At 69.4% G+C, this 25,271-nt stretch carries 28 protein-coding genes; 15 read left to right on the forward strand and 13 right to left on the reverse strand.

Annotated elements, in window-relative coordinates; genetic code table 11:
* Positions 1 to 53 precede the first annotated feature (53 nt).
* Both EP26_RS00205 and xseA read right to left on the reverse strand, forming a co-directional pair.
* Positions 54 to 860, reverse strand: coding sequence for a M23 family metallopeptidase (locus EP26_RS00205; RefSeq protein ID WP_043334373.1), 807 nt, complete (start codon positions 858 to 860; stop codon positions 54 to 56).
* Positions 857 to 2,314: an exodeoxyribonuclease VII large subunit gene (gene xseA, locus EP26_RS00210; protein WP_043334375.1), complete on the reverse strand. Its 1,458-nt coding sequence runs from the start codon at positions 2,312 to 2,314 to the stop codon at positions 857 to 859. Before xseA ends, EP26_RS00205 begins: the two co-directional genes overlap by 4 nt.
* A 45-nt stretch (positions 2,315 to 2,359) precedes the next feature.
* Here xseA and purD point away from each other — a divergent pair, with 45 nt between their 5' ends.
* Complete coding sequence (gene purD, locus EP26_RS00215; RefSeq protein ID WP_043334377.1) at positions 2,360 to 3,628, forward strand: phosphoribosylamine--glycine ligase; 1,269 nt, start codon at positions 2,360 to 2,362, stop codon at positions 3,626 to 3,628.
* A gap of 66 nt (positions 3,629 to 3,694) precedes the next feature.
* On the opposite strand, the gene EP26_RS00220 is transcribed toward purD, so the two are convergent.
* Positions 3,695 to 5,713 carry a TRAP transporter permease gene (locus tag EP26_RS00220; protein ID WP_043334380.1) on the reverse strand — a complete coding sequence of 673 codons (2,019 nt, stop codon included), beginning with the start codon at positions 5,711 to 5,713 and terminating at the stop codon, positions 3,695 to 3,697.
* Positions 5,714 to 5,882: 169 nt separating this feature from the next.
* Here EP26_RS00220 and EP26_RS00225 point away from each other — a divergent pair, with 169 nt between their 5' ends.
* Positions 5,883 to 6,485, forward strand: coding sequence for an HdeD family acid-resistance protein (locus tag EP26_RS00225; RefSeq protein WP_043334382.1), 603 nt, complete (start codon positions 5,883 to 5,885; stop codon positions 6,483 to 6,485).
* Here EP26_RS00225 and EP26_RS00230 read toward each other — a convergent pair.
* Both EP26_RS00230 and EP26_RS00235 read right to left on the reverse strand, forming a co-directional pair.
* Positions 6,482 to 7,039 (reverse strand): HNH endonuclease, encoded by a 558-nt coding sequence (locus tag EP26_RS00230; protein WP_043334386.1) that lies wholly within the window; start codon positions 7,037 to 7,039, stop codon positions 6,482 to 6,484. The genes EP26_RS00225 and EP26_RS00230 overlap by 4 nt on opposite strands.
* A gap of 213 nt (positions 7,040 to 7,252) precedes the next feature.
* Positions 7,253 to 7,912, reverse strand: a complete 660-nt coding sequence (locus tag EP26_RS00235) for an alpha/beta hydrolase (RefSeq protein WP_043334388.1) — start codon at positions 7,910 to 7,912, stop codon at positions 7,253 to 7,255.
* A gap of 44 nt (positions 7,913 to 7,956) precedes the next feature.
* On the opposite strand from EP26_RS00235, the gene gluQRS reads away from it, so the two are divergent.
* The gene (gene gluQRS, locus EP26_RS00240) at positions 7,957 to 8,805 is read left to right on the forward strand and encodes a tRNA glutamyl-Q(34) synthetase GluQRS (protein WP_043334390.1); all 849 of its coding nucleotides are present in this window, start codon (positions 7,957 to 7,959) and stop codon (positions 8,803 to 8,805) included.
* Positions 8,806 to 8,818: 13 nt separating this feature from the next.
* A complete protein-coding gene (gene coaA, locus EP26_RS00245; protein WP_043334677.1) occupies positions 8,819 to 9,772 on the forward strand; it encodes a type I pantothenate kinase in 954 nt (317 codons plus the stop codon).
* On the opposite strand, the gene EP26_RS37215 is transcribed toward coaA, so the two are convergent.
* Positions 9,758 to 10,228, reverse strand: a complete 471-nt coding sequence (locus EP26_RS37215; RefSeq protein ID WP_245624247.1) for an ABC transporter permease — start codon at positions 10,226 to 10,228, stop codon at positions 9,758 to 9,760. The two genes, coaA and EP26_RS37215, sit on opposite strands and share 15 nt — an antisense overlap.
* Positions 10,229 to 10,230: 2 nt before the next feature.
* On the reverse strand, positions 10,231 to 10,398 hold the full coding sequence (locus EP26_RS37220) for a hypothetical protein (protein WP_245624248.1): 168 nt from the start codon (positions 10,396 to 10,398) through the stop codon (positions 10,231 to 10,233).
* A 242-nt stretch (positions 10,399 to 10,640) separates the two neighbouring features.
* Here EP26_RS37220 and EP26_RS00255 point away from each other — a divergent pair, with 242 nt between their 5' ends.
* Genes EP26_RS00255 through EP26_RS34565 form a run of 3 tightly spaced genes read left to right on the forward strand, consistent with a single transcriptional unit; the run spans position 10,641 to position 12,943 of the window.
* Positions 10,641 to 11,357, forward strand: coding sequence for a family 16 glycosylhydrolase (locus tag EP26_RS00255; RefSeq protein ID WP_169747346.1), 717 nt, complete (start codon positions 10,641 to 10,643; stop codon positions 11,355 to 11,357).
* A gap of 7 nt (positions 11,358 to 11,364) precedes the next feature.
* Complete coding sequence (locus EP26_RS00260) at positions 11,365 to 12,462, forward strand: DUF4336 domain-containing protein (RefSeq protein WP_211259336.1); 1,098 nt, start codon at positions 11,365 to 11,367, stop codon at positions 12,460 to 12,462.
* Positions 12,395 to 12,943, forward strand: a complete 549-nt coding sequence (locus EP26_RS34565) for a DUF6640 family protein (RefSeq protein WP_342669072.1) — start codon at positions 12,395 to 12,397, stop codon at positions 12,941 to 12,943. Before EP26_RS00260 ends, EP26_RS34565 begins: the two co-directional genes overlap by 68 nt.
* On the opposite strand, the gene panC is transcribed toward EP26_RS34565, so the two are convergent.
* Together panC and EP26_RS00270 are read right to left on the reverse strand one after the other, a co-directional pair.
* Positions 12,829 to 13,653: a pantoate--beta-alanine ligase gene (gene panC, locus EP26_RS00265; protein WP_043334395.1), complete on the reverse strand. Its 825-nt coding sequence runs from the start codon at positions 13,651 to 13,653 to the stop codon at positions 12,829 to 12,831. The two genes, EP26_RS34565 and panC, sit on opposite strands and share 115 nt — an antisense overlap.
* A gap of 78 nt (positions 13,654 to 13,731) precedes the next feature.
* On the reverse strand, positions 13,732 to 14,613 hold the full coding sequence (locus EP26_RS00270; RefSeq protein WP_043334397.1) for a hypothetical protein: 882 nt from the start codon (positions 14,611 to 14,613) through the stop codon (positions 13,732 to 13,734).
* A gap of 207 nt (positions 14,614 to 14,820) precedes the next feature.
* Here EP26_RS00270 and EP26_RS00275 point away from each other — a divergent pair, with 207 nt between their 5' ends.
* On the forward strand, positions 14,821 to 16,017 hold the full coding sequence (locus EP26_RS00275; protein WP_043334398.1) for a class I SAM-dependent rRNA methyltransferase: 1,197 nt from the start codon (positions 14,821 to 14,823) through the stop codon (positions 16,015 to 16,017).
* Positions 16,014 to 16,406, forward strand: coding sequence for a DUF3293 domain-containing protein (locus EP26_RS00280; RefSeq protein ID WP_052388614.1), 393 nt, complete (start codon positions 16,014 to 16,016; stop codon positions 16,404 to 16,406). Before EP26_RS00275 ends, EP26_RS00280 begins: the two co-directional genes overlap by 4 nt.
* On the opposite strand, the gene EP26_RS00285 is transcribed toward EP26_RS00280, so the two are convergent.
* Genes EP26_RS00285 through EP26_RS00295 form a run of 3 tightly spaced genes read right to left on the reverse strand, consistent with a single transcriptional unit; the run spans position 16,397 to position 19,754 of the window.
* Positions 16,397 to 17,467 (reverse strand): patatin-like phospholipase family protein, encoded by a 1,071-nt coding sequence (locus EP26_RS00285; protein ID WP_043334400.1) that lies wholly within the window; start codon positions 17,465 to 17,467, stop codon positions 16,397 to 16,399. The two genes, EP26_RS00280 and EP26_RS00285, sit on opposite strands and share 10 nt — an antisense overlap.
* A complete protein-coding gene (locus EP26_RS00290; protein ID WP_043334402.1) occupies positions 17,467 to 18,261 on the reverse strand; it encodes a 3-hydroxybutyrate dehydrogenase in 795 nt (264 codons plus the stop codon). The genes EP26_RS00285 and EP26_RS00290 overlap by 1 nt, the downstream gene beginning before the upstream one ends.
* A gap of 38 nt (positions 18,262 to 18,299) precedes the next feature.
* Positions 18,300 to 19,754: a dihydrolipoyl dehydrogenase family protein gene (locus EP26_RS00295; RefSeq protein ID WP_043334404.1), complete on the reverse strand. Its 1,455-nt coding sequence runs from the start codon at positions 19,752 to 19,754 to the stop codon at positions 18,300 to 18,302.
* Between the two features lie 196 nt (positions 19,755 to 19,950).
* Between EP26_RS00295 and rpmH the strand changes: the two genes are divergently transcribed.
* The 6 genes from rpmH to argB are packed head-to-tail and all read left to right on the forward strand — an operon-like array spanning position 19,951 to position 24,124.
* Positions 19,951 to 20,085, forward strand: coding sequence for a 50S ribosomal protein L34 (rpmH, locus tag EP26_RS00300; RefSeq protein ID WP_043334407.1), 135 nt, complete (start codon positions 19,951 to 19,953; stop codon positions 20,083 to 20,085).
* A gap of 22 nt (positions 20,086 to 20,107) precedes the next feature.
* On the forward strand, positions 20,108 to 20,452 hold the full coding sequence (rnpA, locus tag EP26_RS00305) for a ribonuclease P protein component (protein WP_043334410.1): 345 nt from the start codon (positions 20,108 to 20,110) through the stop codon (positions 20,450 to 20,452).
* On the forward strand, positions 20,449 to 20,688 hold the full coding sequence (gene yidD, locus EP26_RS00310) for a membrane protein insertion efficiency factor YidD (RefSeq protein ID WP_043334412.1): 240 nt from the start codon (positions 20,449 to 20,451) through the stop codon (positions 20,686 to 20,688). Before rnpA ends, yidD begins: the two co-directional genes overlap by 4 nt.
* Positions 20,689 to 20,697: 9 nt before the next feature.
* Positions 20,698 to 22,485, forward strand: a complete 1,788-nt coding sequence (yidC, locus tag EP26_RS00315; protein WP_052388615.1) for a membrane protein insertase YidC — start codon at positions 20,698 to 20,700, stop codon at positions 22,483 to 22,485.
* Complete coding sequence (yihA, locus tag EP26_RS00320; protein WP_084112218.1) at positions 22,485 to 23,186, forward strand: ribosome biogenesis GTP-binding protein YihA/YsxC; 702 nt, start codon at positions 22,485 to 22,487, stop codon at positions 23,184 to 23,186. The genes yidC and yihA overlap by 1 nt, the downstream gene beginning before the upstream one ends.
* Before the next feature lie 53 nt (positions 23,187 to 23,239).
* Complete coding sequence (gene argB, locus EP26_RS00325; protein WP_043334415.1) at positions 23,240 to 24,124, forward strand: acetylglutamate kinase; 885 nt, start codon at positions 23,240 to 23,242, stop codon at positions 24,122 to 24,124.
* Here argB and EP26_RS00330 read toward each other — a convergent pair.
* Complete coding sequence (locus tag EP26_RS00330) at positions 24,111 to 25,223, reverse strand: DUF2336 domain-containing protein (RefSeq protein WP_043334417.1); 1,113 nt, start codon at positions 25,221 to 25,223, stop codon at positions 24,111 to 24,113. The two genes, argB and EP26_RS00330, sit on opposite strands and share 14 nt — an antisense overlap.
* Between the last annotated feature and the right edge of the window lie 48 nt (positions 25,224 to 25,271).

The raw sequence follows: 25,271 nt of genomic DNA on the forward strand, positions 1-25,271 counted from the left end.
AGGGGCGCTCCTTGTAGGTATCGCGGCCTGAACCGCCGATCCGGGCCGTGGTTTCACCCGGTAACGGGTGGCAGGACGGGCTGGGCGTCCAGCCAGGTCGCGTACCAGGACAGTCCGAAATGCAGATGCGGCCCAGTGACGCGGCCGGTGGCGCCAACCGCGCCGATTCGTTGGCCGGCGCCGACGCGCTCGCCCTCCGCCACATGCTGGGCCGATTGATGCGCATAGAGGCTGTTCACTCCATGCCCGTGGTCGATGACAGTGAGTTGGCCGAAGAAAAAGAATTCGGCCGCCAGCACCACCTGCCCGGCGGCGATGGCCAGGATCGGCGTGCCGGTGGGGGCGGCGATGTCGAAGCCATAATGCGGCTGGCGGGGCTCGCCGTTCAGGATGCGCTGGCTGCCGAAGACGCCGCTGATCCGGCCATGCGCCGGCAGCAGGAAGTCGGCGATGAAATCGGTACGGGCGCTGTCGACGGCGCGGGCGGCGGCTAGGCGCTCGCGCTCGGCATTGATGCGGCGGAGGGCGTCGGGGTCGGGCGTCACCTGGGCGGGAGGCAAGCCGGAGATGCGCTGCATTGGCCATTCACGCCGGGCGATGGCGAGGCGCTGCGCCTCCGGCCGCCCGCCGGGCGGGGTGACGGTGAGGGTCGCCTCCGCGGAATGGTCCCGGCCGAAGCCGAAGGCGTACTCGCCGCCCGGTCCGACGCGGATGGGCTTTCCATCCAGCGCCAGCCGCGTCCCCGGCGCGAAGCGGCCGCGGACCAAGCCGCCCTGGACCAAGCCCGCGGCCGGCACGGCGAAGGCCGACCGGGCAAGCAGCAGGCCAGGGAGGGCGAAGGCGGTACGGCGGCGGATCACAGCAGGGTCTCCTGCGCCGGCTTGGCGCGCGTTCGGCGCTTTGGCCCAGCCTTGACCCCATCGGCCGTCGCTTGCGCCTCGCCGTCGGCGAAGGTGAGGACAAGTCGCGCGCCGGGCGGGACGTCGGTCGCGCTGGTGATGGGCGCGCCCTCGGCATCGCGTATCAGGGCGAAGCCACGGGAGAGAACGGATTGGAAGGAGCCGCCCTCCAACCGCGCCGCCAGCCCCTCCAGTCGCAGCCGTTTCTCCCGTAGCAGCGACTCGACGGGGCCGGCGCTGAACCGGGCGAGAGGCGGGGCGGTGCGGCTCCGGGCCTCAATCCGGCCCCATGCGGCGCGGCCGCGAGCTTGAAGCAGGGCGAGCATTGCCCGATGGCCAGCGATGCCTTCGCGTGGGTGCGGCAGGCGGGGGGCGAGGCGGCCAAGCTCGCCGCGCTTGCGCTGGACGAGGCCAGGAAGGGCGAGGGTGAGGCGCTCGCCACGGTCCTCCAGCCGCTGGCGCATGGCACCGAGAATGTTGGGCAGGTCGGGCAGGCCGCGCTCGGCCAGCATCAGGCGGCGGCGTGCCCGCTCGACCAGGGTACGGCCGAGCTGGAGCAGCCGGGCCTCGGTCTGCGCCAGGTCGGCCAGGAGGTCGGTGCGGGCAGGGATCGCCATCTCGGCCGCGGCAGTGGGCGTCGGGGCGCGGCGGTCGGAGGCGAAGTCGATCAGCGTGGTGTCGGTTTCGTGGCCGACTGCGCTGATGAGGGGGATCGGGCTCTCGGCTGCGGCGCGGACGACGATCTCCTCATTGAAGGCCATCAGGTCCTCGAGGCTGCCGCCGCCGCGGGCGACGATGATAACATCCGGCCGCATCGCCCCCTCCAGCCGGCCGAAGCCGCGGATGGCGGCGGCGATCTGCTCGGCGGCGCCCCCGCCCTGGACGGCGACCGGCCAGAGCAGGATGCGGCGGGGGAAGCGCCGGGCGATGGTGGTGCGGATATCCTGGATGACGGCGCCGCGCTCGCTCGTCACCACGCCGATGGTGGCTGGCAGCATCGGCAGGCGGCGCTTGCGCTCGGCATCGAACAGGCCCTCCTCCAGCAGCCGCTTCCGCAACATCTCGATGCGGGCGAGAAGGGCGCCTTCGCCCGCGAATTCCAGCCGGTCGATGACGAGCTGATATTTTGAGCGGTCGGCATAGGTGCCGATGCGGCCGGTGGCGATGACCTCGATGCCGTTCTCCGGCTTCACCGCAAGGCGGCCGACCGAGGTCTTCCAGATGACCGATTCCAGCTTCGCCTGCTCGTCCTTCAGCGAGAGGTAGACATGCCCGGAGGGGTAACGCTTGAGCTCGGTGATCTCGCCGCGCACGCGGACCCGGCCGAAGCTCTCTTCCAGGGTCCGCTTGATGGCCCCCGCGATCTCGGAGACGGCGAATTCGGGGATGTTGGCGCGCGGCGCGGATGTGTCCATCGCCTCAGCTTATGCTAGAGCCGCCGTGGTTTGGAGGGTGCGGCGATGAAGGTGCTGGTGGTCGGCGGCGGCGGGCGGGAACATGCGCTGTGCTGGGCCATCGTCCACTCGCCGCTGCTGACGAAGCTGTGGTGCGCGCCGGGCAATGCCGGGGTTGCGGCGGTGGCGGAGTGCGTGCCGCTCGCGGCTGAGGATGTCGCTGGCCTGCTCGCCTTCGCCAGGGCCGAGGCGGTCGACCTCGTGGTGGTCGGACCCGAGGCGCCGCTGACGCTCGGGCTGGCGGATGCCCTGGCGGCGGCGGGGATCAAGGTCTTCGGGCCGAGCCGGGCGGCCGCGGCACTGGAGGGGTCGAAGACCTTCACCAAGCAGGTGGCGGATGCCGCCCGAGTGCCGACCGCGGCCTGGACGCGATTCGAGGATGCGGCGGCGGCCAAGGCCTATGTACGGGAGCGCGGCGCGCCGATCGTCGTCAAGGCGGATGGGCTGGCGGCCGGCAAGGGCGTCGTTGTCGCGGCGACCGTCGGGGAGGCGGAGGCGGCCATCGCCGACATCATGGAGAGCCGCATCCATGGCGCGGCCGGGGCGAGCGTTGTCATCGAGGAATGCCTGATCGGAGAGGAGGTCTCCTTCTTCGCCCTCTGCGACGGGGAGCGGGCCGTTGCGCTCGGCGCGGCGCAGGACCACAAGCGCGTCGGCGACGGCGATACCGGGCCGAATACGGGCGGGATGGGCGCCTATTCGCCGCCGCCCGCCTTCACGCCGGCGCTGGAGGCGGAGGTGATGGAGCGCATCGTCCGCCCGAGCCTCGCCGAAATGGCGCGGCGGGGCACGCCCTTCCGCGGCGTGCTCTTCGCCGGGCTGATGCTGACGGCGGCGGGGCCGAAGCTGATCGAGTTCAACGTCCGCTTCGGCGACCCGGAATGCCAGGCGCTGATGGTGCGGCTGCGCTCCGACCTGCTGGCGGCGCTGCTGGCGGCGGCCGAGGGGCGGCTGGGCGAGGTGGCGCTGGCGTGGGATACGCGGCCGAGCCTCTGCGTGGTGATGGCGGCGGAGGGGTATCCGGGCGCCTACCGCAAGGGGACGCCGATCCACGGGCTCGACCGCGCGGCGGCTGTGCCGGGCGTGCAGGTCTTCCATGCCGGCACGGCGGCGGGGCCGGAAGGGACAGTGCTGGCGAATGGCGGCCGGGTGCTCGGCGTGACGGCGGTCGGCGAGACGGTGCGGGCCGCGCGGGACGCAGCCTACCGCGCAGTCGCCGCGATCGACTGGCCGGAAGGCTTCTGCCGCCGCGACATCGCTTACCGCACCCTTTAACTCTGTTTTCCAGAAGCCTCCCGGCCTTTGGTAGGGAGAGCGAGAGGGGCGAAGCCCCCTCTCGTATCAGGCGGCCGCCGCCCGCGACGTGCCGCGCCATTGCAAGGCCAGCAGCACCGCGCCGAGCGCCACGCCGATCCAATGCGGCGCCGGCACCGCATTGCCGAAGGCTGCCTCTACCAGCGCCGGGAAGATCATCAGTAGTCCGGCGATGGCGAGGCCTGCCCGCTCCCACCCCGCCATTGCCCGCCGCGCGAAGCCTTGGCAGGCCGCCGAGAGCGCGGCCAGCCCGGCTGCGGCCAGGAAGACCTGCAGCACCACATCGCCCCAGCCCATGCCTGGCTTGAAGGCGAGCAGCAGGCCGACGCCGTCCGGGTCGGTAACGAAGACGAAGGGCAGGACGAAGGCGGGCAGGGTGTATTTCCAGGCCTGCAGCGTCGTCCGGTAGGGCCCGGCGCCGGTGATCGCCGCCGCGGCGAAGGGTGAGAGGGCGGTCGGCGGTGAGACCTCCGACAGCACAGCGTAGTAGAAGACGAACATATGGGCCGCATAGTCCGGCACGCCGAGCTTGATCAGCGCTGGCGCGGCAACCACGGCGCAGATGATGTAGCTGGCCGTCACCGGCACGGCGAGGCCAACGATCCAGACGATCAACGCGGTGTAGAGCGCCGTGATGACGAGGTTGCCGCCGGCGGCCTGGATGGCGATCTCGGAGAATTTCAGCCCGAGCCCGGTCAGGGTAATGACGCCGACGATGATGCCGGCGCAGGCGCAGGTCGCGGCGATGCCGACCGATTGCACGGCGCCGGAGGCCAGCGCCTCTGCCAGCTTGCGGGGCCAGAGCGCGCTCTCCCGCCGAAGGAAGGAGAGCAGCACGGCGACGCCCATGGCGTAGAGCACGGAGAGCGTCGGCGAGTAGCCGAGCACCATGAAGACGACGATCGCCAGCAGCGAAGAGAAGTGAAAGCCGTACTTCTTCGTCAGCGCCCAGGGGCTCTCGACCGAGATGACCTCCCGCTCGGTACCGGCCGCGGCGTGCTTCGCGCCGATGCGGCGCTGGTCGAGCTCCACCATGAAGAGGAGCGAGGCGTAGTAGAGCACGGTCGGCACGATGGCCATGCGAAGCACTTCGAGATAGCCGATCTTGAGGTACTCGGCGATCAGGAAGGCGGCGGCGCCGAGGACAGGCGGCGAGATGATGGCCCCCAGCCCGCCGGCCGCCAGCAGCCCGCCGGCATCATCGGGCCGGTAACCGACACGTCGCATCATCGGCCAGGCCACGGTGCCAAGCGTCACGGTGGTGGCGACGCCGGAGCCTGAGGGGCCGCCGAGTAGGAAGGATGAAAGCACCACCGTCCGTCCTGCCGAGGTCGCCTTGCCGCCGGTCGCGGAGAAGGAGAAGTCGACGAAGAACTTGCCGGCGCCGCTGAGCTGAAGGATGGCGCCATAGATGGTGAAGAGGATGATGAGGCTGGCCGAGACATCAACCGCCGTGCCGAAGATGCCGTCGAGGGTGATGGTGAGGTGCGGGATCAGACGCTCCGTCCCGTAGCCCTGGTGCCGCCAGGGCGGCGGCAGTAGGTTGCCGAAGAAGGCGTAGAGCATGAAGAGCCCGGCGACGACCGGCATCACCCAGCCGGTGGCCCGCCGCGTCACCTCCAGCACCAGCACCACCAGGATCCAGCCGATGACGAGGTCCATGGGTTCCGGGAAGACGTAGCGGTCCAACAGGTCGTCGCCGCCGGCGATGAGGTAGTAGGTGACGTAGACCCCGGCCGCGAGCAGCAGCCAGTCCCAGGGCATGAAGCGGTGGCGGAAGCGCCGCGCAACAGGAAAAAGCAGGAAGCCGAGCGCCATGGCGAAGCCGACATGGACGAAGCGAAGCGTCGTCGTCGGCACAATGTCCCAGGCGGCCCAGAGGTGGAAGAGCGCCATCGCCAGCGCCACCCCGGTGCCGACCCAGCCGAGCCAGCCGGAGAAGCGGTTCTGCGCGCCCTCTTCTTCCTCGATCAATGCCTCGACGCGGGCGGCGGTCTGGTCGTCGAGCGCGCCCGGCGGGATTTCGGGCGGAAGGGTAGTGCTCATTCTCGGGCGGGCTCCTGCCGGCTCGGGGGATTCGGCTTCCCCCGTTGCGCCCTCATCTACCCGGCAGCACGGCATTCGCCCATCCCCTACGGATTTGTCACCGGAACAGGCTTGGCCGTTCTCTCCCCTCGCGCGTCAGATGCGGCATCGCCTTCAAAGGGAACCCGCCATGGCCCTGACCGATACCCAGCCCGGACCGATGACACTCACTGGCCGCTTCCCGCTGGTGCGAATGATGGCACGCGGCTGGTGGATGTTCCTGCTGCGCGGCGTCTTCGCCATCCTCTTCGGACTGCTCGCCTTCCTGGTGCCGGGGCTCGGTCTCGCGGTCATCCTTGGGTGCCTTGCGGCCTGGATGGCGCTGGACGGGGCCGGGACGCTCTATCAGGCGGTGAAGGGGCCACCGGAGCGGCATGGCGCCTGGTTCTGGATCGACGGCATCCTTTCCCTCATCGCCGCGGCAGCGCTGCTGCTGGCGCCGGTGGCCTCGGCGATCGGGCTGGTCTTCCTGGTGGCGGCCTGGTCGGTGGTTACTGGCGTGGTGCGGCTGGTGATGGCCTTCCGTCTCGGCAGCGTGCTGATGGGGCTGTTCGGAGCGATCTCGGTCTTCATCGGCGCTTGGATGATCGCGGCACCGGGCGCGGGGCTGCTGGCGCTGATCTGGCTCGTTGCCATCCAGGCGGTGGCGACCGGGGCGGTGCTGCTCGGCCTCGGCTGGCGGCTGCGGCGGATTGCGCATGACCCGCATGGGCCGGATATGGGTCGGGGCTAGGCTTCCAGGCTCGCATCCCAGTAGAGGAAGTCCTGCCAGGTCCGGTGCAGCTTCTCGCGCGGGGCCTGGCGCTTGGCCGCCTCGTCGATCTGATGGGGCGTCGGCTCGATCGGCGTGCAAAGCAGCTTCAGCCCGCTCTCCCGCAACGAGCGGCTGCCCTTGAACAGGTTGTCCCGCTGGCAGCAGGTGACGACGTTGGTCCAGGAAGAGACGCCGCCTTTGCTGCGAGGCACCACATGGTCGAAGGTCAGCTCCTTCGCCGGCAGCGTCTCGCCGCAGTACTGACAGCTGAAGCGGTCACGCAGGAAGACGTGGTAGCGGGTGAAGGCGACCTTCCGCCGCTTGTGGAAGCGCTTCAGCGCCACGACCGAGGGAATGGCGAAAGATTGGCTCGCCGAATGTGCCTCGAACTCGTAGTCGACGATGCGGTTCACCCGGTCCTGCAGCACGGCGACCAGCGCATCCTGCCAGGACCAGACGGAGAGGGGGCCCCAGCTGAGCGGCTGCATATCCGCGTTCAGCACCAGGGTCTGGAGATTCGACACATGGGTCATCCGGGCCGTCCCGCCTTGCGGAAAGGGGCCTGAGGGATCACCCCGGTGAGATAGCCATCGCCGTCAGGCAAGCGCCGCTCCCTGTTCGGTGCGGTGCCAACAAGCCATGGGGCCTGCCACGGCGGAGAGGCCCCATATTCTGTGGCGCCGCCGATCTACAGGCGCATTCTTGCCAGTCCGGTTGCCGCGGTGCAACAGGCTGGCGGTTTTCTTTCATCCCGTTGTCATGCCGAAGGCCCGGGCGAGCGCCCGGGCGCCGGCCTCGATCCCGGTCGGGTCGATGGCATGGGGCAGGGCAGGGCGGTAGATCGCCTCGACTGGGACGCCCGCCTCACGCAGCGCCGCCTCCGCCGCACGGCTGGCGGCGACGGGGACGATATCGTCCGCCTCACCATGGACCAGCAGCACCGGGGGCCTGCCGGTGAGCTCGGCTGCCAGCGACTCGGGTGCCAGCAGCGCGCCGGAATAGGCGAGGATGGCGGCCGGGGTCGGGCAGCGGCGGAGGCCGAGCTGGAGCGCCATCATCGCTCCCTGGCTGAAGCCGGCGAGGGCCAGCGCCTCGGGTGGCAGGCCGAAGCGGGCGAGTTCGGCCTCTATCAGCGGGCCGAGGATGGCGGCGGCGCTCCGGACGCCGGTGGTCATTACGGCCGGGCTTCGATCTTGCACGCTGAACCATTGTCTGCCGTATGGGGCCATGTCGCAGGGTTGGGGAGCGTCCGGCGCGATGAAGGCGGCTTTGGGCAACGCCTCTGCCCAGTCGGGCGCCAGCTGGATCAGGTCCTGCCCATCGGCACCGAGGCCATGCAGCACCACCACCAGCTGCCGTGCCTGGCCCGGCTTGGCGCCGAATCGGGGTCCGTCGAGGCCTGCCATCGCCGCTTGCTCCCTTGCCGCCCGACCCGCTACCCCGGCGGGCTATGCCTGTCATCACCCGCTTCGCACCGAGCCCGACCGGGCTGCTGCATCTCGGCCATGCCCACGCCGCCCTCACGGCCTGGAGCGCAGCGCGCTGGGCTGGCGGGCGGTTCCTGCTGCGGATCGAGGATATCGATGGCACGCGCTGCCGACCAGAATTCACGGCCGCCATCCTCGAGGACCTAGCTTGGCTCGGTCTCGATTGGGCAGGAGAGGTGCGGGTGCAGTCGCGCCATATGGCCGAGTACCGGGCGGCGCTCGACCAGCTCGCGGCACGAGGGCTGCTCTATCCCTGCTTCTGTACCCGGGCCGATATCGCCCGGGAGGTCGCGGCCGCCGGCGCGGCGCCGCACGGGCCGGATGGGCCGCTCTACCCCGGCACCTGCCGCCGCCTGGCCCGGGCATCTCGGGAGGCCCGGATGGCATCCGGCGAGCCCTATGCCCTCCGCCTCGACATGGCGGCGGCGATGGCGCTTGCGCCGGCAAATCTCTCCTTCGAGGAGGCTGGTGAGGGACGGATCGGCTGCGACCCGGTGCAATTTGGCGATGCAGTGCTGGCGCGGAAGGAGGTGCCGGCCAGCTACCACCTCTGCGTGACCCATGATGACGCATTCCAGGGCGTGACCCTCGTCACCCGTGCCGAGGACCTGAAGCCGGCAACCCACCTGCATCGTCTGCTGCAGGTGCTGCTGGGATGGCCTGAGCCGCGTTATGCCCATCACCGGCTGCTGACCGATGCCACGGGGCGGCGCCTCGCCAAGCGGGACGGGGCGCCGAGCCTCCGCGCCCTGCGGGAGGCAGGCCGGAGCCCCGCCGAGGCGCGTGCCCTGGCCGGATTCGCCGACACATGACACGATGATGGCCATGGATGCCGCGCCGCCGCCCGAAGACCCGCCCCTTGCCGAACCCGCCTACCGGGTCTTCGATCGGGCTGCCTGGGCGGCGCTCCGCGCCAGCACGCCGCTCTCCCTGACACGGGCCGACATTGCCGCGCTCAAGGGCCTCAACGAGACGGTCTCACTCGCCGACGTGCAGGAGATCTACCTGCCGCTCTCGCGCCTGCTGAATCTCCAGGTCCGGGCGGCGCGGCGGCTGGCCATGGCGCAGGATGCCTTCCTCGGCCACCAGGCGGCACCGCCGCCCTATGTCATCGGCATCGCCGGCAGCGTGGCGGTGGGGAAGAGCACGTTGGCCCGCGTGCTGCGCGCCATCCTGGCGCGCTGGCCCGATCATCCGCGCGTCGAACTGGTGACGACCGACGGCTTCCTTCACCCGACCAAGGTGCTGGAGGAGCGGGGGCTGATGCGGCGCAAGGGCTTCCCTGAGAGCTACGACCTGAAGCGCATGCTCGCCTTCCTCAACGCTTTGAAGGCAGGCGAGCCGGAGGTGGCGGCGCCGGTTTATTCGCACCTGAAATACGATATCATCCCAGGCGAGATGCAGGTGCTGCGCCGGCCCGACATCGTCATCTTCGAGGGGCTGAACGTGCTGCAGCACGCGGCCGGTGCGCCGGTCGTCGCTTCGGACTATTTCGACTTCTCGGTCTACCTGGACGCCGCCATCGGCGAGATCGAGGCCTGGTACATCGAGCGCTTCCTGCTACTGCAGAAAATCGCCTTTCCCAACCCCGACAGCTATTTCCATCACTACCGCGACCTGCCGCTCGATGAGGCGAAGGAGGTAGCGCGGGGCATCTGGCGCAGCATCAACCTGCCGAACCTGCAGCAGAACATACAGCCGACGCGGCACCGCGCACGTCTCGTGCTGCGCAAGGGGCGCGACCACTCGATCGAGCAGGTCTGGCTACGGCGCATGTAGCCGCTCGCCCCGCCGCTTCAGCCAGTGCGCGACACCCATCAGCAGGGCGGTCAGCACGACGGTGAGGGTGGAGACGGCGGCGATGGTCGGGTCGATGGCGTAGCGCAGGTCGTCCCACATCCGCCGCGGCAAGGTGACGGCGCCAGAGCCGGAGAGGAAGAGCGGGACGATCAGCTCATCGAAGGAGGTGATGAAGGCGAAGAGCGCGCCGACCAGCACCCCGGGGCGGATCAGCGGCAGGGTCACTTGGCGCAAGGTGCCGAGCGGCGTCGCGCCGAGGCTCGCCGCGGCCTGCGCCAGCCGTGGGTCGAGCCCGGCGAGGCTGGCGCTGACGCTGGTGACGACGAAGGGCACGGCCAGGCAGCTATGCGCGAGCACCAGACCGAGGGGCGAGCCGACCCGCCCATAGCGTGAATAGGCATAGTAGACGCCGATGGCGACGACGATGCCCGGCACGATCAGACTACGGAAGGATCCTGCCGCGGCACCGAAAGCCCATGCTTCAGATAGACCTCGGCGGAGCCATTGAAGCTCTCCCCGACATAGGAGCTGTCCTCCAACAGGATGTAGTCGAAGCAGGCCCGCTCGAGACTGCGCGCCATGTCGAGGAAGAGAGTTGGCTGCATCCAAGTGGTGCCGATATGGCCGGTTCAGCTCTCGCCCCAGGCCTGGACGCTCGATCCTTACAGGAGCCAGGCAAGGTGGTACGGCTTCGGCATTGCGGTGCTCCGCCAAGTGTCACGTCAAAGCTCTGCAATCCGCATTCCAGATGTCGTTCCGCGTGCTGTGCCGGCACCCTTCCGGTTGCCGTGCGTTGGAGGCGAAAGCCGCCAGCCAGGACGGCAGCGGCCAGACCGGGACAATGATGATGGCAACGACTGATATCGAAACCGATGTGCCCTTCCATGAGAGCTTCGACAACCGCAACGGGGCACTGACGGACAACTGGGGCGCCGATTACTCCGTCCCCGGCCAGGTGACGCTCACCGGCAATGCCGGGATGATGGAGCCGGCGGAAGCGATCACCTCGGGCCATGGCTACGGCACCTATACGGTGACTGCGAAATTCGATGGCACCATGCCTGGGTCCGCCATCATCCTCTGGCCCGGCGACAACAACTGGCCTGGGCAGGAGATCAACCTCGCCGAGGTCGCCAATGATGGAAGCGGGCGGCAATACGCCACGCTGCACTGGAACAACAATGGCGAGGACGCCATCCGCGTGCATTTCCACGAGGGCGTCAAAGGCGGCGTGTTCCACACCTACCAGCTCGTCTGGGAACCGGGGCAACTGACTTGGCTGGTCGATGGCCAGGTGACCGCGATCGACCGCGAATATGTGCCGCGCGACTACGACCATGGCGGAATGAACAATGTCATCGGCGTGCTCAACAACAGCCCGGACACGACGCTGACGGTGACGGATGTGGATTACGTGCCGCTCGGCGGCACGCCGCCCGTTGCCTCTCCGCCGCCCGCGGCCGAGCCTGTCCCGGCGCCCGTCGCCGAGGAACCGATCGATTGGTACGCGCTCGCGGCCCAGGTGCAGGCCAATTACGAGGCAACCGGCGAGTGGTTCTTATGACCGCGCCATGCTGATCCCGAGCCGGCTGCACGGCCTGATTGACTACGGCGTGGCGGCGATGCTGGGCGGGCTCGCCGCCTCGCGCAGCCTGCCGCCGCCGGTGCGGGGTCTGCTCGGCGCGGCCGGCGCCTATCACACCGCCTATTCGGCGGTGACGGATTACGAGATGGGGCTGCAACCGCGCCTCAGCCTGCGGCAGCATTTGGGGCTGGACGCCTTAGGCGGTGCGGCGCTTGTCGGCGCCGGGCTCGCCATGCGGCAACAGCCGGGCGCGGCGCGGGCGCTGCTTATCGGCCTCGGCCTCACCGAGCTGGCCGTGGTCGCGCTGAGCGAGGATCGGGCGGCGAGCGGCCCTCGCTTGCTCGGCACCGAGGCGCCGCCCGGCTACCCGCCGCTCGACGTGCCGAAGCCGGTGGCGGAAGGCGTTTATATCGTCGACAGCCTGATGGACGGCCCGCTCGGCATGCAGCTGCCGGTGCGGATGACGGTGCTGCGCCTACCCGATGGCAGCTTGCTGCTGCATTCGCCAACGCGTTTCTCGCCCGCGCTCGGTGAGGCGATCGCCGCCCTTGGCCCGGTGCGGCACTTGGTCGCGCCAAATATTGCGCATTGGACTTTCCTCGAAGCCTGGCAGGGCGCCTGTCCGCAGGCGGTGACCTGGGCCGCGCCCGGCCTCCGCGAGCGCGGCCAGGTACGGCGCAGCCGGGTGCGGCTCGACTACGATCTGCGCCCGAGCCCTCCGGCCGCCTGGGGCGGCGCCATCACCCTGGTCACCGTGCCCGGAGGGATGGGCTTCCAGGAGGTCGCCCTGTTCCATGAGCCGAGCCGGACGTTGGTGCTGACCGACTTGGTGCTGAACCTCGAGGCGCCGCGCCTGCCCGCGCTGCTGCGGCCCGTCGCCCGCCTCTTCGGCAGCTTGGCGCCGGATGGGATGCCGCCGCCCTATCTCCGCGCCGTCATCCGCTGGCGACGCCAGGCCGCAAGCCGGGCCGCCGAGCGGCTGCTGGCCCTGGAGCCGGACCGGGTGATCTTCGCCCATGGCCGCTGGTTCGAGCAGTACGGCACCACGGCGCTGCGCCGCTCGCTGCGCTGGCTTCTCGGTTGATGCGCGGCGGCCGCCTGCTCGCCATGCTCAACTTGGCGACGGCGGTGAACGGGCTGCTAATGACTGGAACCGCACACATCTCTTCAATCCGCGCTGGCCGCCCGCGCGCTTCCATGATGCGATGACGATCAGCTTCGGCCTCCTGCTCGGCGGGCTTGGCCTGCATGCGCTGCGGCAGGGCGATGCGCACGGTGCGGCGCTTGGCCCGGCGCTGTTCTTTGGCGCACAGCTCTCGGCCTTCGCCTATCCGGGAGCACGGGGCATCGAGTCGGAGTTTTCCTGGCTGGCGCCGCGGCTTGGCCCGATCCGGCTGAACGAGGCACCTATCGCCCTTGCCATGCTTGGCCTCACCGCCGTCGGCTATGCTCAGGCCGCCATGTTGTCGAGCAGCCGCACGCCGCCGAGCCGGGCGGCGGCGATCAGCCGGCCGGGCGGCGCCTCGACCTCGCGCAGGCTCTCCGGCTCCACCAGGGCGAGGTAGTCGAGGGCGAAGCCGGCGGCCGCCAGCCCCGCCCGCGCCGTCGCCAGCGCCGCGGCGGGCGAGGTGCCCCGGGCCATCGCCTCGATCGCCGCCCGCATCGCGCCCGGCAGCGCCGCCGCGCGGGCGCGAGCCTCCGGGTCGAGGTAGCGGTTGCGGGAGGACATGGCGAGGCCATCCGCTTCACGCAGTGTCGGGCAAGGAAGGATACGGACGGGTAGGTCGAGATCCCGCACCATGCGGCGGATCACCTGAAGCTGCTGCCAGTCCTTTTCGCCGAAGGCGGCGACCCGTGCGCCGGTCTGCAGAAAGAGTTTGGCGCAGACCGTGGCGACACCGCGAAAATGGCCGGGCCTTGCGGCGCCTTCCCAGCCTTCGGCCGGGCCTTCCACCTGAATCGTCGTTGCTCGGGCGGGCGGATACATGGCCTCGACACTTGGCAGCCAGGCGAGGTCGCAGCCGGCCTCGCGCAGCATGGCCAAGTCGGCCTCCTCCTGCCGTGGATACCGGGCGAGATCCTCGCCCGGGCCGAATTGCAGCGGGTTGACGAAGATCGAGGCGACGAGGGTCCCGGCCTCGCCTACCTCGCGCCGGGCGGCTGCCAGCAGCGAGAGGTGGCCGGGATGCAGTGCCCCCATGGTCGGCACCAAGGCGACGGGGCCCATGCCGTCGAGGGCATGGCGGAGGCTCGGTAGGTCTCGGGCGATGCGCATGCCCAAGGCTATTCCGTCGGTCGGTCGCATGGAAGCGGGCCTGGGCAGCCGAAGCTCGGCAGCCTGGGCGAGAGCAGGCTACCGCGCCTGCCCGGACTTCCGGCGCCGTTCGACCGTATGCGGGATGTCGAGCGCCGCAAGCGCCCGGTTGAATTCCGGCAGGTCGGCATCCTCGGGCAATCTGGCCAGCAGCATGGCCAGGAGGTCGGCCTGGATCTCCAGCGGTATGTTCTGGAGATACTCGGCGGCGAGCACGGTCCTATCCTCGCCACCGAGGCTTGTCGCCAGGGGCAGGAAGGTAAACGTTTCCGGCACGATCTCGTTGAGCGCCTTGCCGCTGGCCAGGGGCAAGCTAGTCTGCGTCTGGTCCGAGATGGCGCCAGCGGCGGTCAGGAAGGTGGCGCGGTTCTGCGGGGTCAGCAATGTCCTGGCGGGGCGGTCGAGCTGCCGGCCGAAGAATGGGAAAGGTCTGCGGAAGATCGGCGGCAGCCGAATGCGGACGAAGCCGCGCACCTCGAAATTCGGCATGACGAGCGGCGTCGGCTCGATCGGGTCGATCACGCCGAAGGCACTCGGCAGCACCGCGACGAGGGCTGTGCCGCCGGCTGGAACCGTGATCAACCGATCGCCGGCAGCCGGGAAGGGGGACGGGCTGACCGTCGGAAAGCGGGGCGTGAATACGCTGGATGCGAGCGACCCGTTCAGCACGCCGAAGCGGTTGTCCGTGCCGCCGGTATCGACGATGCAGAGCGTATTGCCGGCCAGGCTGCGGAAGGCCTGGTTCGGTGTGCCGGCTGGCGGCGGAAAGATGACGAACTCCAGCGCATATCGCAGCGGCACGGGCTCGAGATTGGTGATCTCGAGGAAATATCCTTGGAGGACGCGGTCCACCGCCATCGAGCCGCTTGGGGCCGCAGGGGATTGGGGCTTCAGGAGCAATTCGAAATTTGAGACTTCCATGGCTGCCTCCCTGTTCGGCGGGAAGGGCCCGGCCTTTTGGTGTGTCGGCCTTGTATTTCCTCCCTGCCATCTGCGAAGGGCAGTAAGCGCTGCCGGTAATGCAATGCCGATGGCGGATTGTGCCGGTGATGTGCGAAGCATTGGCCGAACGCACCTTCCGGTGAAGTCCTGCGACAAACCGCATGGACTTGCGGGCAGGGCGGCGGCATGGTCCGCCGCCTCATGCTGCACCCACTCATCCGCCTGCTGCCCGGCCGCGACCGCCGGGTGAAAGCCGGCCACCCCTGGGCCTTCTCCAACGAGATCACCATGACGCCTGCGGCCAAGGCGCTGCCGCCCGGCGCCGTGGTGCGGCTGGAGGGGGATGACGGCCAGCGCCATGGCACCTGGCTGTTCAACCCGCACAGCCTCATCGCCGCCCGGCGACTCGATCGGGACCCGGAGGCAGCGATCGATGTCGCCTGGCTGCGCGGCCGCCTGGGTACCGCCCTGGCGCTGCGGGAACGGCTGTTCGATGCGCCGCATTACCGGCTGGCGCATGCCGAGGCGGATGGGCTGCCGGGCCTCGTCATCGACCGCTACGGCGATGCGCTGGCACTCCAGGCCAATACCGCCGGGATGGAGGCGCTGACGCCGGCCCTGGTGGAAGCCTTGCAGGGGCTGGCCGGCCCTCGCCTCATCGTCGCCCGCAACGATGCTGCGGTGCGCGGGCTCGAGGGCCTGCCGCAGGAAACGCGGCTGCTGCTCGGCGAGCCTGGGCCGGTGCATGCCGAGGAGGGCGGGCTGCGCTTCACTGTCGATTTGCTCGGCGGGCAGAAGACTGGCTGGTTCTTCGACCAGCGCGAGCACCGGGCTCGCGTCGCCCGGCTCGCCGCCGGCGGCACGATGCTGGATGCCTTCTGCCATACCGGCGGCTTCGGCCTCAGCGCTGCCGCAGCGGGTGCGACGCGGGTGACGCTGCTCGACCGCAGCGCCCATGCGCTCGACCTCGCCATGGCGAGCGCGGCGGAGAATGGGCTGGCGGAGCGCGTCTCGGCGGAGCGCGGCGAGGCGATGGAAGCGCTGGAGCGGATGGGCCAGTCCGGCACCCGCTACGACATGGTGGTCGCCGATCCGCCGGCCTTCGCCAAGAGCCGTAAGGACCAGCCGGCCGCGCTGCGGGCTTATGGCAAGCTGGCCCGGCTGGCGGCGGGGCTGGTGGCGCCGGGCGGGTTCCTGTTCATCGCCAGTTGCAGCCATCATGTGGCACCGGGCGAATTTGCCGATGCTGTTATCTGGGGCATCGGCCGTGCGCGGCGGGAGGGGCGGCTGCTGTTTCAGGGCGGGGCGGGACCGGACCATCCGGTGCATCCCTTGCTGCCCGAGAGCGCTTACCTGAAAGCCATGCTCTTCCAACTCACATGAACACCGGCCTGATCGCCGCCTATTGCCGCACCATCTACGAGGCCGATGGCGCCCGCGCCCGCATTGGTCGGCGCAGCGCCGCGGTCGATGCGCTCCTGCGGCGCCTGGGCACGCGGGAGGGGGCCTTCGTCACCGCCTGGAACCCTTTCAGCCGGCGGATGCCGCGTGGCTGGAACGACCGCATGCTCGGTCGGCTGCGCGAGGCAGCGCATCGCCTGCCGCGGGCCGAGGGTGATGGCGGCGCCGGGGGCTGGGAGGAGCGGCATCTGCTGATCGGCGGCGATCCGCGCCGCGTCGCGGTGCTTGGCCGGCGCTTCCGGCAGGTGGCGATCGTCGCGGTGCGGCGCGGCCAGCCGGTGCGGCTGGTGATGCTCCAGCCTCAGAGGTAGCGCTGGATGTCGAGCGTGCTCTCCTTGCCGAGCGTGTCGAAATGCTGCGCGAGGAAACGGTCCGCTGCCTCCCGCCCGTAGCGGCGGAGGATCTGCAGGAATTCCCAGTCGCCATTAAGCTTGGTCGAGAGCTTGAACTCCCGCATCCGTTCTTCATCTTCGATGACGTGGAGGAAGATGCGGCGGTAGCGAGGCTGCTCCAGCCGTCCCGCATCCAGCAGACGCTGCACGAAGTCGATCGCCCGCATCTCAGCCATCAGGGAGGCGTTGAAGTTGATCTCGTTCAGCCGGTTCATGATGTCGGTGGCGCTGGTCGGCAGCTCGGCCCGCATGATGGCGTTGATCTGCACCAGCACGATGTCGGGCGCGCCCCGCTCGTAGTAGAGCGGCCAGAGCGCCGGGTTGCCGACATAGCCGCCGTCCCAGAAGGCTTCGCCGTCGATCTCGACCGCGCGGAAGACATTCGGCAGGCAGGCCGAGGCCAGCACCACATCCGTGCTGATCTCGGCCCGGGTGAAGACGCGGGGCTTGCCCGTCCGCACATTGGTTGCCGAGATGAAGAGGCGCACCGCCTTCGGGTCGGTGCGCAGCCGCCGCCAATCCAAGTTGTCGTCCAGCACCTGCCGCAGCGGGTTGAACTCCATCGGGAATGGGTTGAACTGGTAGGGTGAGAAGACGCGGGTCAGCGTCTCGAAGGTCTGGTAGGCAAACGAATAGGTCAGGTCGAAGCCCCAGAGCGCCTTCTCGAAGGGGGTGTTGCGCAGCGGGCTGACGGCGAGCCGCGCCGCCACGTCGCGCCACATGCGGTCGAGGGCAGCGATCGCCCCCCGCCGCCCGCCATCCGCCAGGCCCTGGACCAGCACCGCGGCATTGATCGCCCCGGCCGAGGCGCCGGAGACGCCGTCGATCGCCAGCCTCTCGTCTTCCAGCAGCCGCTCCAGCACGCCCCAGGTAAAGGCGCCATGGGTGCCGCCGCCCTGGAGTGCGAGGTTGATCCGCTTGGGAGCCGGCGGCTTCGCCACCGCCGGCGTCGGTACTGCTCCTGGTGCCTCTCCCTCCATCAGGCCGCCAGCCAGCCCCCGTCGATGGACAGCGCCGCGCCGTTCACCCCGCCGCTGCCGGGGCCGACCAGGTAGAGCGCCATCTGCGCCACCTCATCCACCTCGATCCAGCGCTTGGAGGGTTGCTTGTCGAGCAGGTAGTCCTCGAGTGCCTGCTGCTCCGAGACGCCATGCTCCTTGGCGAGCGGGCCGACCTGCGCTTCCGCCAGTGGCGTGCGGACGAAGCCGGGGCAAATGGCGTTGCAGGTGATTGGCAGCTTCGCCACTTCCAGCGCCACGGTTTTGGTCATGCCGACGACCGCATGCTTGGCCGAGACGTAGGCGACCTTGTGCGGCGAGGCGACGAGGCCGTGCGCCGAGGCGACATTGACGATCCGTCCCCAGTTGCGCGCCTTCATTCCCGGCAGTGCCGCCTTAATGGCATGGAAGTTCGAGGCGAAGTTGATGGCGATGATGGCGTCGAACTTGTCGTCCGGGAATTCGTCGACCGGGGCGACGAACTGGATGCCGGCATTGTTGACGAGGATGTCGATCTTGCCGAGCGCCGCCTCGGCCTCATGGACCATCTGCCGCACCGCCTCGGGCTTGGAAAGGTCGGCCGCCGAATAGGGGGCGTCGCCGCCGCCCTGGAGGGCACCGATCTCGGCCCGGGCCTTTGCGATCTCCTCCGGCTTGCCGAAGCCGTTCAACATTACCCTCGCTCCGGCCTCAGCGTAGATCTTGGCTATGCCGAGGCCGATGCCGCTGGTGCTGCCGGTGACAAGCGCTGTGCGTCCCGCGAGAACCTGATTCATACGTCTGAACTCCTTTAACCCCGGTTGCGGCAGAATGCCTAAGGCAGATGTTTCAGCAAGCTGACGAGACGTTTCGTGAAGGGTGAGAGAAGCTTCGGCGCGTAATAATCCCCGGCGGCGCGCTTCGCCGCCTCGGCCAGAGTGGGGTAGGGGAGGACCATGCCGGCCAGCGCGGAGAGCGGTAGCTTGCGGCCGATCATCAGCCCGAACATCCCGGCCATCTCGCCGGCATGCGGCGCCAGCACCCCGGCACCGAGCAGCCGCCCGCCCTTGCCGACCACCAGCTTGACGAGGCCATCGGTCAGCCCCTCGGCGGCCGCGCGATCATTCTCGGCGACTGTCCAGCGCAGGATGGAAAGCCCGGCATGGCCGGCCTCGCGGGCCTCCGCCTCGGTCAGGCCGATCTGGGCCAGCTCCGGGTCGGCATAGGTGACGCGGGGCAGGGCGGCGTAGCTCACTTTGGTGAAGGGCAGGCGTAACAGCATGGAGCGGACCAGGATGCCGGCATGCTGGCTCGCCACATGGGTGAAGGCACGCGGGCCGATCCCCTGCGGGTCGGCGATGTCGCCCACCGCCCAGACCCGCTTGTTGGAAACGGAGCGCAGGTCCGGCCCGGTCACGATCCCGCGCGGCCCGGCTTCGACGCCTGCCGTCACCAGGTCGAGCCCGGCGAGCCGCGGCGTCCGGCCGACGGCGAGCAGCAGATGCGTCCCCGCGATGCGGCTGCCATCCTCCAGCACGGCGACGACGCCGGCTTGGGCGGCGAGGCTGTCCGGCTCCAGCTGCTCGACCCGGGCGACCTTCGCCCCCTCGCGAAACTCGACGCCGTCGCGCAGCAATGCGGCCTTGAGGCCCTCGGCCAGCTCCGGGTCCTCGCGTCCGGCAATGCGCGGCCCCGCCTCAATGACGGTGACGAGGCAGCCGAGCCGGGCGTGGGCCTGCGCCATCTCAAGGCCGATCGGCCCGCCGCCCAGGATGATGAGGTGCCCCGGCGGCTCCTCCAGGTCGAACAGCGTCTCGTTGGTCAGCCATGGCACGCCATCGAGTCCCGGCAGGTCCGGCACCACTGCACTGCTGCCGGCGGCGATGACGGCGCGGCGGAAGGTCAGGCGCCGCCCGCCGGCCTCGATCTCGTCGGGGGCGATGAAATGCGCCGAGGCCTCGATCACCTCGACGCCCATGCCACGGAAACGGGCGGCGCTGTCATTCGGCGCGATGCGGGCGATGGCGCCATGGACATGGGCGCGCACCCCGGCCCAATCGATCTCGGGCGGCGGCAGGCGGATGCCGAAGCGCGCCGCCTGCCGCGCCGAGGCGGCGGCATGGGCCGCGGCCAGCAGCGCCTTGGAGGGCACGCAGCCATAATTGAGGCAATCGCCGCCCATCCGCCCGCGCTCGACCAGCGCGACCCTGAGGCCGAGCCCAGCCGAGATGGACGCAACCGACAGCCCGGCCGCGCCGGCGCCGATGACCACCACGTCGAAATCCGGCATGCGTATCCCCGTGCCCAGCAGAGTAATAAGGTGTCGGCGCGGGGGTTACGCCAGCCGGCGGCGCAGCGCCAGAGCATCGCCCGCGATTGACGGCGCCCCCGTCCCCTCCCTATATCTGCCCGCCTTCGCCGGGACCCAGCCTTAGGGTCGCCGGCCGTTCGCGCAATGGCGGACACAGATTGTTCGGAGATCGACCGTGAAGCGTACCTACCAGCCCTCCAAGCTCGTCCGGAAGCGCCGGCATGGTTTCCGCGCCCGCATGGCGACGGTCGGTGGCCGCAAAGTGTTGGCCAACCGCCGCTCCAAGGGCCGCGCTAAGCTCAGCGCCTGACGGGCTGCGGGGGGAATTCCGCATGCCGGGCCGCCTTCCCCGGCTGACCAGGCGCCGCGAATTCCTCCGGGTCGCCAGCCGGGGCCGGAAGGCCGCGCGCCCTTCCCTGGTGCTGCAGGCTTTGCCGCAGCCGGAGGACGCGCTGCGTGTCGGCTTCACCGCCACCAAGAAGATCGGCAATGCCGTCATCCGCAACCGCGCCAAGCGACGGTTGCGGGAGGCGGCACGATTGACCCTGGCCGAGGCTCCCCCGCAGGGCTGGGACCTGGTGCTTATCGCCCGCGACGGCACCGGCACGCGCCCATGGGACAAGCTGCTGGCTGATCTGCGCGGTGCCCTTCGGCAAGCCGGCGTGACGCCCGAATGAGCGCCGCCGGCACTGCATTGAGGGGCGCTGTCCTCGCCTATCAATGGACGCTGCGGCCAATGCTCGGCTGCAACTGCCGCTTTAACCCCTCCTGCAGCGACTATGCGCTGGAGGCGCTAGGCACCCATGGCGCGTTGCGCGGTGCCTGGCTGGCCACGGGCCGCATCCTCCGCTGCAACCCCTGGCATCCGGGCGGCTACGACCCGGTGCCGCCCCAGACCCTGCCGAAAGGCTGAAGCTTTTCCATGGACCAGAAGCGCCTCTTCGTGGCGATCGCCATCTCGATCGGCATCCTGCTGGCATTCGATGCCCTGAACCGCCCGGCGCGGGAGGCGCAGCGGGTCCAGCAGCAGCAGGCGGCCGAGGCGCAGCAGCCGGCCCCGGCGCCCGGCCCCGCCGGGCCGCTTCGTGCCCCGACCGATGCCTCGCCCGCTGCCGGCGTGCCGACCACGCCCGCCGCGCGCTTGCCGGTTGAAGGGCCGCGCGTGCAGGGTACGCTCTCGCTCCGCGGCGCTCGGCTGGATGACCTAGTGTTGCGCGGATACCGCGAGACGGTCGACCAGAACTCGCCGCTCGTCCGGCTGCTGGCGCCGCGTGAGGGTGGCGCGCCCTACTACGCGCAATGGGGCTGGACAGCCGCCGATGGTCGCACCCGCGTGCCGGTCAACGACACGGACTGGACCGCGGAAGGCAACTCGCTGACGCCCGGCTCGCCTGTGACGCTGCGCTGGGACAACGGGCAGGGCCAAGTCTTCGAAATCGGGCTCTCGCTCGACGAGAACTACATGCTCACCGCCGAGCAGCGCGTGCGCAACAACGGCGCCGAGCCGGTGCAGATGCTGCCCTGGTCGCGCATCCGCCGCGAGAGCACGCCGCCAACCCAGGGCTTCTACATCCTGCATGAGGGTTTCGTCGGCGTGCTCGACGGCCGCCTGCGGGAAGAAACCTACAGCGACGCCAAGAGCGAGGCGGCCAAGCGCAACGGTGCCTCCCTCGAACAGGAGACCGGCGCCGGCTGGGCCGGCATCACCGACAAGTACTGGCTGACGGCACTCTCGCCGGTCGACCCGGCGCAGCGCCACCGCGCCGCCTATCGTCACACGACGGAGGCCGGCCCACGCGGACCGGAGGATCGCTGGCAGGTCGATTTCGCCCCCGCCGCGCCGCAGAGCGTCGCCGCTGGCGCCACCGCCACCAACGGGATCCGCCTCTTCGCCGGCGCCAAGGAAGTGCGGTTGCTCGACAGCTATGGCGAGCGGCTCGGCATCCCGGATTTCGACAAGGCAGTGGATTTCGGCTGGTTCTACTTCCTGACCAAGCCGTTCTTCTACGCGCTGGATTGGCTCTTCACCATCTTCGGGAATTTCGGCGTCGCCATCCTGGTTTTCACCCTGGCGCTGAAGGCGGCCTTCTTCCCGCTGGCCAACAAAGCCTACAAGTCGATGAGCCGGATGAAGATCCTCGGCCCGAAGATGCAGGAGATCCGCGAGCGGCATAAGGAAGACCCGGCCAAGGCCCAGGCCGAGATGATGGCGCTTTACCGGACGGAGAAGATCAACCCGGCCTCCGGCTGCCTGCCCATCCTGATCCAGATCCCGGTCTTCTTCGCCCTCTACAAGGTGCTCTTCGTCACCATCGAGATGCGGCATGCGCCATTCTTCGGCTGGATCAAGGACCTCTCGGCACCCGACCCGACCAACCTGTTCAACCTGTTCGGGCTCATTCCTTACGACCCGATGCAGCTGACGCACTACCTGCACATGCCGGCCTGGGCGCTGATCATGGGCGCCACCATGTACTTCCAGCAGAAGCTGAACCCGCAGCCGCCGGATCCGATTCAGGCTAAGATCTTCCAGTGGATGCCGGTGATCTTCACCTTCATGCTGGCGAGTTTCCCGGCTGGCTTGGTCATCTACTGGTCCTGGAACAACCTGCTTTCCATTCTGCAGCAGCGCTACATCATGGCGCTGGAGGCGAAGCGAACGGGCGGCAAGCCGGGCCTTGCGGTGCCGGCCGTGGCGAAGAAGGGCTGATGGTCGAGCACAGGCTGCCCGCTAATGCCGCCATCCTGGCTGGCGGACTGAGCGAGGCGCAGACCGAGGCGGAGCGGGCCACGCTGATCGAGGCCGGGCGGGTGCTTTTCGCCAAGCCCTGCACCTTCTTCTACGCCTCGCAGAAGATCGACCAACTCCCCCCCGCCGCGGGGGCGGAGATTGCCTTCTGCGGAAGGTCCAATGTCGGAAAGTCCTCTCTGGTGAATGCGCTGACCGGCCAGAATGCCCTGGCTCGCGTCTCGCACACGCCGGGGCGGACCAAGCAGCTGAATTTCTTCAATCTCGGTGACCAGTTGACCCTCGTCGACATGCCCGGCTATGGATATGCTCAAGCGGCCAAAAGCGTGAAGGCTGATTGGCAAGGGCTGATGTTCGACTTCCTCAGAGGTCGGCCGACGCTGCGTCGCGTCCTGCTCCTGCTCGATGCCCGGATCGAGACCAAGGCCGGCGACCGGGCGGCGATGAGCCTGCTGACCGAGGCCGCCGTGCCCTTCCAGATCATCCTCACCAAGGCCGACGATGCCAAGCCCTGGTGGCTGAAGCAGCGCATCGCCGAGGCCGAAGCCCTGGCCCGTGCCGAGACGGCCGGCCACCCGCTGGTGCTCGTCACCAGCAGCCGGACAGGGCAGGGAATTCCTGAATTGCGCGCCGAAATGGCCTCGCTCGCCCGCACGGCTTGACCGGTTGCGGCCTGCCGCCTACAGCCCGCGCGCCAGTTCCGGAGCCCCGGCCGATGACCGATGACGCCTTCGACCCGATGAAGACCCTGGCCGGGGCCCTGCCCTTCCTCAAGCGCTACGACGACCAGATCATCGTCGTGAAATATGGCGGTCACGCCATGGGCGAGGAGGAAACGGCACTCCGCTTCGGCCGTGACATCGCCTTATTGGAGCAGGTGGGTGTCAACCCGGTCGTGGTGCATGGCGGCGGGCCGCAGATCAACGCCATGCTGAAGCGGCTTAACGTGCAGTCGACCTTCGTCCAGGGCCTTCGGGTAACCGATGAGGCGATGCTGGACGTGGTCGAGATGGTTCTCGCCGGTCCGGTCAATAAGCAGGTGGCGGAGGCAATCACCCGCGCCGGAGCACTTGCGGTCGGCATTTCCGGCAAGGATGGTGGGCTGGTCACCGCGCGGAAACTGCTGCGGACGGTGAAGGACCCCGGCTCCCATATCGAGCAGGTGCTCGATCTCGGCTTCGTCGGCGAGCCCGCCTCGGTGGATACGCGGGTGTTGCGCCTGCTGATCGGCGCCGATATCGTCCCTGTCGTCGCCCCGGTCGGCGTCGGCGAGGACGGGCAGACCTACAACATCAACGCGGATACCGTAGCGGGCGCCATCGCCGGGGCGCTTGGCGCCGAACGCCTGCTGATGCTGACCGATGTGCGAGGCGTCCTCGGCCCGGATGGCCAGCTGATACCCGAGATGACAGTGTCCGAGGTGCAGGCCGGCATCACCGCCGGCTGGATCTCGGGCGGCATGATCCCGAAGGTCGAGACCTGCATCTATGCCATCGAGCGCGGGGTGAAGGGCGCCGTCATCCTCGATGGCCGGGTGCCGCATGCGGTGCTGCGCGAGCTCTTCACCGATGGCGGGGCAGGGACGCTCATAAAGCCCTGACCGCAGGCTCGGCCAGGAGTTCGATCTGCCAGAGCATCTCGGCGCTGGAGAGTGGCCAGGTATCGTCTGGTCCCGGCAGCAGGACCACGCCCGGCGCAAGCTGGCCGAGGACGCTCTGCGCCAGCAGGGCGCAGCGCATGCTGAAGCCCGCCTGCCAGCAAAGGCTGATCAAGGCCCGGGCACTGCGCAGCCGCACCGCTTCCTCCACTGCCTGAACGGCGACCGAGGCCTCCTGCGCGAGCAGCCGGGCCATCACCGCATGATCGCCGCGCAAGGCCGCCGCCTCGAAGAGTGCGCTGGCCGGCGCTTCCGCTGCGCCTTCCACAAGCCGCGCCTCCACCCGCTCCTGCAGCTGCTGGACGAGATCGGGCGCGAGGTCCGGCCGGCCGGCCAGTCGCTCCAGCAGATGGCCGGCGATGCAAAGGGCGAGCGCCCGCTGTGCCCGGGGCGGCAGGACGGGGCGGCGCACCAATCTCTCCTGCCAGCCAATGCGCGTCGCCGCCTGGACGATCAACCCATCGAGCGTCTGCTCGCGGATGGCAGCCGAAGGATTGGCAAGCAGGGCGCCGATTGCCTCCTCGTCCGCCGATGCCGTAATGGCATCCGACAGACGTTCAGTCAGCCCTGGGCGACGAGCGACGGCGGCCAAGGTATTCGGCACGGGCGGTGCGGCGACCAGCGCCAGCAAATCCTCTTCGCTCAGCATGGGGGAGAGACGGATAACGGGCTCCGCCACCTCCATCGCCGCATCCGCTGCGAGGCGAAGGATGAGATCATGTGGTGCATCAGGCATCGCCTTTAGCTCCTCGGCGATGACGGCGCGGACATGGATCGCAGCATCTTCCGCGAGGCTGCACAACGCCTGCCAGGCGATCGCTCCCAGCCTGTCCTCGGCGATGGAGAGAGACGCTGCACGAAATGCCAGCTTCCGCCCAAGCGCGGCCCGAACCGCCGGGTCGGCGTCCTTGGCCAGTAACCGATCCGTCTGGGCGGGTGCCGCGGCATTGCCAGCGACAGCGCCGCGCACCGCAGGACTGCCATCGCCGGCGAGGTAGTACAGTAGCTCCGGCTGCGTGCCGGGCAGGGCGGCGAGAGCCATCCGCTCCGCCTCAGCTCCATCACGTGCGAGACGTTTGGAAGCCTCGAA

The sequence above is a fragment of the Belnapia moabensis DSM 16746 genome, assembly GCF_000745835.1.
GTDB classification, from domain to species: domain Bacteria; phylum Pseudomonadota; class Alphaproteobacteria; order Acetobacterales; family Acetobacteraceae; genus Belnapia; species Belnapia moabensis.

Excerpts from the sequence above, each read along its gene's own strand:
- xseA (WP_043334375.1), bottom strand. The coding sequence starts at position 2,314 with ATGGACACATCCGCGCCGCGCGCCAACATCCCCGAATTCGCCGTCTCC.
- purD (WP_043334377.1), top strand. The coding sequence starts at position 2,360 with ATGAAGGTGCTGGTGGTCGGCGGCGGCGGGCGGGAACATGCGCTGTGC.
- EP26_RS00220 (WP_043334380.1), bottom strand. The coding sequence starts at position 5,713 with ATGAGCACTACCCTTCCGCCCGAAATCCCGCCGGGCGCGCTCGACGAC.
- EP26_RS00225 (WP_043334382.1), top strand. The coding sequence starts at position 5,883 with ATGGCCCTGACCGATACCCAGCCCGGACCGATGACACTCACTGGCCGC.
- EP26_RS00230 (WP_043334386.1), bottom strand. The coding sequence starts at position 7,039 with ATGACCCATGTGTCGAATCTCCAGACCCTGGTGCTGAACGCGGATATG.
- EP26_RS00235 (WP_043334388.1), bottom strand. The coding sequence starts at position 7,912 with ATGGCAGGCCTCGACGGACCCCGATTCGGCGCCAAGCCGGGCCAGGCA.
- gluQRS (WP_043334390.1), top strand. The coding sequence starts at position 7,957 with ATGCCTGTCATCACCCGCTTCGCACCGAGCCCGACCGGGCTGCTGCAT.
- coaA (WP_043334677.1), top strand. The coding sequence starts at position 8,819 with ATGGATGCCGCGCCGCCGCCCGAAGACCCGCCCCTTGCCGAACCCGCC.
- EP26_RS37220 (WP_245624248.1), bottom strand. The coding sequence starts at position 10,398 with ATGCAGCCAACTCTCTTCCTCGACATGGCGCGCAGTCTCGAGCGGGCC.
- EP26_RS00255 (WP_169747346.1), top strand. The coding sequence starts at position 10,641 with ATGGCAACGACTGATATCGAAACCGATGTGCCCTTCCATGAGAGCTTC.
- EP26_RS00260 (WP_211259336.1), top strand. The coding sequence starts at position 11,365 with ATGCTGATCCCGAGCCGGCTGCACGGCCTGATTGACTACGGCGTGGCG.
- EP26_RS34565 (WP_342669072.1), top strand. The coding sequence starts at position 12,395 with ATGGCCGCTGGTTCGAGCAGTACGGCACCACGGCGCTGCGCCGCTCGC.
- panC (WP_043334395.1), bottom strand. The coding sequence starts at position 13,653 with ATGCGCATCGCCCGAGACCTACCGAGCCTCCGCCATGCCCTCGACGGC.
- EP26_RS00270 (WP_043334397.1), bottom strand. The coding sequence starts at position 14,613 with ATGGAAGTCTCAAATTTCGAATTGCTCCTGAAGCCCCAATCCCCTGCG.
- EP26_RS00275 (WP_043334398.1), top strand. The coding sequence starts at position 14,821 with ATGGTCCGCCGCCTCATGCTGCACCCACTCATCCGCCTGCTGCCCGGC.
- EP26_RS00280 (WP_052388614.1), top strand. The coding sequence starts at position 16,014 with ATGAACACCGGCCTGATCGCCGCCTATTGCCGCACCATCTACGAGGCC.
- EP26_RS00285 (WP_043334400.1), bottom strand. The coding sequence starts at position 17,467 with ATGGAGGGAGAGGCACCAGGAGCAGTACCGACGCCGGCGGTGGCGAAG.
- EP26_RS00290 (WP_043334402.1), bottom strand. The coding sequence starts at position 18,261 with ATGAATCAGGTTCTCGCGGGACGCACAGCGCTTGTCACCGGCAGCACC.
- EP26_RS00295 (WP_043334404.1), bottom strand. The coding sequence starts at position 19,754 with ATGCCGGATTTCGACGTGGTGGTCATCGGCGCCGGCGCGGCCGGGCTG.
- rnpA (WP_043334410.1), top strand. The coding sequence starts at position 20,108 with ATGCCGGGCCGCCTTCCCCGGCTGACCAGGCGCCGCGAATTCCTCCGG.
- yidD (WP_043334412.1), top strand. The coding sequence starts at position 20,449 with ATGAGCGCCGCCGGCACTGCATTGAGGGGCGCTGTCCTCGCCTATCAA.
- yidC (WP_052388615.1), top strand. The coding sequence starts at position 20,698 with ATGGACCAGAAGCGCCTCTTCGTGGCGATCGCCATCTCGATCGGCATC.
- yihA (WP_084112218.1), top strand. The coding sequence starts at position 22,485 with ATGGTCGAGCACAGGCTGCCCGCTAATGCCGCCATCCTGGCTGGCGGA.
- argB (WP_043334415.1), top strand. The coding sequence starts at position 23,240 with ATGACCGATGACGCCTTCGACCCGATGAAGACCCTGGCCGGGGCCCTG.
- EP26_RS00330 (WP_043334417.1), bottom strand. The coding sequence starts at position 25,223 with ATGGCTCTCGCCGCCCTGCCCGGCACGCAGCCGGAGCTACTGTACTAC.